Below are 2,583 nucleotides of genomic sequence, written 5' to 3' on the forward strand. Positions count from 1 at the left end.
GACACGAGCTCACCGCTCGCACCCCGCTCGACGACGACTCCCAAGCCATCCTCACAGCCATCGCCGCGGGGCACTAACGAGGTCCAACTCAGGTCTAACTACCGTCTAATGCTACTTATAGTCTGTAGACCTATAGGCATCAACCGCCTGAAGTTGCAGGTATGCGTGATGATGAGGTCTTGGGCGAGTTTGGGCTCCGGATCCGTCGTGTCCGCCAGGAGGCGGGGTTGTCCCAGGAGGAACTGGCGCACCGTGCGGGTCTGCACAGGACCTATATCGGATCGGTGGAGCGAGGCGAACGCAATATCGGGCTACTGAATATTGCGGCGTTGGCCACAGTGCTCCAGGTGGATGCGAGCACATTTGTCTGTGGGTTGCGACGTTCAGGTGCAGGGCCGAATGTGTGACGGAATCGCTGTTGCTGTCGACGACACAGCGGGCCGCCGGCGCCGGCGCCGGCAATTCCGCAGATGCCGCGGCGATCTGCATCCGCTCCCGCGTAGGTGAGGGACACTTCATTGATGGACCGTGCACGATAGGTGCCATGATCCTCAACGGGACCGTCCTAGGTGCGTGCCAACCTCGACCTCTTCCATCGAGCCCGCGACACCGACAACGCCGGTGACGTCGTCCTGATCGCGACCGCTCACGAGGCCGATCGCTGGCCGCGCCATCCGCGCCGTCCGGCTCGAGCGCGGACTCAGCCAGCTCAAACTCGCGGTCGCTGCCGACTTCAGAGCCGGCCAGATCGGCATCTGGGAACGCGGCAAAGTCCCCGCCGCACGCGGCCGAGACGCGCACGCACCTACCCTCACCCGCCAGTAGTTCGACGACCTGGCGGCCGCACTCGGATGCAGTGTCGAGACCATCGCCGACCGGGCCGCGCTATCGACCACCACCAGAGTGCTCTACGGCCTCGAGCCACTTGGTCCCGCCAGGACCATCGTCGCCGGCCGCGAGTTCGACCTTATCGACGCCGAAGCAGGCCGGGTCCTGGACTTCATCGCAGGGATCGTCGCCGCCCGCGACCTGGGCCAGTAGGGGAGTGTGCGAGCGCGGCGCTACCGTGCCGCCCCATGGCAGACCCCGACACCCTCGCCCAGGTCCAGGACGCCGCCGGCGCCTACCGGCGCGGGGCCGCCGAGCTTACGGACGTCCGCGCCTGCGAGTTACTGCGCGACGTGCGTCGCGCCGCCCGCGACCCGCGCCGGCACCGACACGGCGCCGACGGCAAGTCCGTCTTCCGGGGTGGACGCAGGGTCGCCGACCGCTGGCGCCAGCGGTAGCGACCTCGCGCCAGGGGCTGCCGGTGCCGGCGGGTGGACGGAATCCACATTATCGGCGCTGCGACGGTCTTCGAGCTGAGTGGGCTATTCGCCGCGTGGAACGGTGAGGGTTTCGGAGCGCTTGTCGCCCCCGGGTTCGGTTGCGTAGGACACTCGCACGAGTGGCTCGGAGCCCCAGGTTCTGGCGATGACCACATACTCTGCGTGGCTGCTCTCCCATTCCGACGGCCAACTGTTGCGCGGTCTCCAGAGTAGATTGCCGTAGTCGAACTCGACGTCGTAAGCAGTCGCCCCGCCGGCGTTCGCGACGACGTAACCCTGTCTGGAGTCGTGTGTGATCGAGAATCGCGGGGAAGGCTTCGGAGCTGGAACAGATGGACGTGACGCCAGCTCACCGCCCTGCATTTTGTTGAACGTCTGGGTGCCTGGCGAGCGGCCAACGAGTCGATTCGCTCGGCGGGCCTCTTCCAGTTGCCCTCGCTGAATGTCGGTTTGAACTCGCATGATGGCGACTTGTTCTCGTGCCGTCTCGGAAGACTTATCCGCTGCGTTCGCCGAACGGTTTGCTGCCCACCAGCTCAGCCCGCCGAAGACGGCCGCGATCATAGATACGACGAGTGCCCCGACGGCGATCCACTCCGCAGCTCCCATTCGGAAATCCTATGCCGGAAGCTCAAGAAATATTGCGGGGCCCAGTGAGAGGTGCACAGTGGTTCCGTAACTCTGTAGTGGCAGATCGCGACTTATCGGCACTCGCGTAGCTACGACCCTCGCCGACATGTTCGGCCGAGTGGCCGGGCAGGCCGGTTGGATTGGTGGTGTCCCCGATGAGGTTTGCGGGACGGCCTGTTAGTTTAAGGCCCAACGTCGCCCGCGGGCGTAAGACAAGTCAGGTTGTCTACTGCTTCTGTTAAGTTGAGCTCACTCTGGCCGCCCGGCCGCAGTGAGCGGCAGGGCCAACTGCTAGCCGATCGGAACTACTGACCCGAAAAGGGGAAAAATGCGTTTCGCTCGCCTTTCCAGTTTCGCCTCCACCACCGTTCTCGCCGCTGCCACAGTGCTTAGCGGGGCAGGGGTCGCCCAGGCAAACTCACTGGGCTCCCTCATTCCGGGTTCGTCTACGGCTGGGGGGCTGATGCTCACGATCGACAAGGTGGCACCCACTGCAACGAGCGGCACCTTCACCAATAACACCTTGAAGACACAGACTTACTGCACCGGCGTCCTTTCCACCGTCGAGAACGTCCGCATCCTCGAAGCAGGGTTGAAGGATGGCGTGGATCTTTACAACCCGCCC

General features: G+C 64.5%; 4 protein-coding genes. 3 read left to right on the top strand and 1 reads right to left on the bottom strand.

Features of this window, described 5'->3' with window-relative positions:
- Window positions 1–161: 161 nt before the first annotated feature.
- The 3 genes from ACWIE7_RS18735 (at window position 162) to ACWIE7_RS18745 (ending at window position 1,286) form a co-directional block, all read left to right on the top strand.
- Window positions 162–407 (top strand): helix-turn-helix domain-containing protein, encoded by a 246-nt coding sequence (locus tag ACWIE7_RS18735; RefSeq protein WP_378002164.1) that lies wholly within the window; start codon window positions 162–164, stop codon window positions 405–407.
- A gap of 496 nt (window positions 408–903) precedes the next feature.
- Complete coding sequence (locus ACWIE7_RS18740; protein ID WP_454070268.1) at window positions 904–1,041, top strand: hypothetical protein; 138 nt, start codon at window positions 904–906, stop codon at window positions 1,039–1,041.
- Window positions 1,042–1,076: 35 nt separating this feature from the next.
- On the top strand, window positions 1,077–1,286 hold the full coding sequence (locus tag ACWIE7_RS18745) for a hypothetical protein (protein WP_454070269.1): 210 nt from the start codon (window positions 1,077–1,079) through the stop codon (window positions 1,284–1,286).
- Window positions 1,287–1,370: 84 nt separating this feature from the next.
- Here ACWIE7_RS18745 and ACWIE7_RS18750 read toward each other — a convergent pair whose 3' ends face one another.
- Complete coding sequence (locus ACWIE7_RS18750) at window positions 1,371–1,937, bottom strand: hypothetical protein (protein ID WP_454070270.1); 567 nt, start codon at window positions 1,935–1,937, stop codon at window positions 1,371–1,373.
- Window positions 1,938–2,583: the final 646 nt, after the last annotated feature.

The organism is Dietzia sp. NPDC055343, assembly GCF_053645265.1.

Bases quoted from the DNA above. Each gene is read 5' to 3' on its own strand.
- ACWIE7_RS18735 (WP_378002164.1), top strand. From the start codon at position 162: ATGCGTGATGATGAGGTCTTGGGCGAGTTTGGGCTCCGGATCCGTCGT.
- ACWIE7_RS18745 (WP_454070269.1), top strand. From the start codon at position 1,077: ATGGCAGACCCCGACACCCTCGCCCAGGTCCAGGACGCCGCCGGCGCC.
- ACWIE7_RS18750 (WP_454070270.1), bottom strand. From the start codon at position 1,937: ATGGGAGCTGCGGAGTGGATCGCCGTCGGGGCACTCGTCGTATCTATG.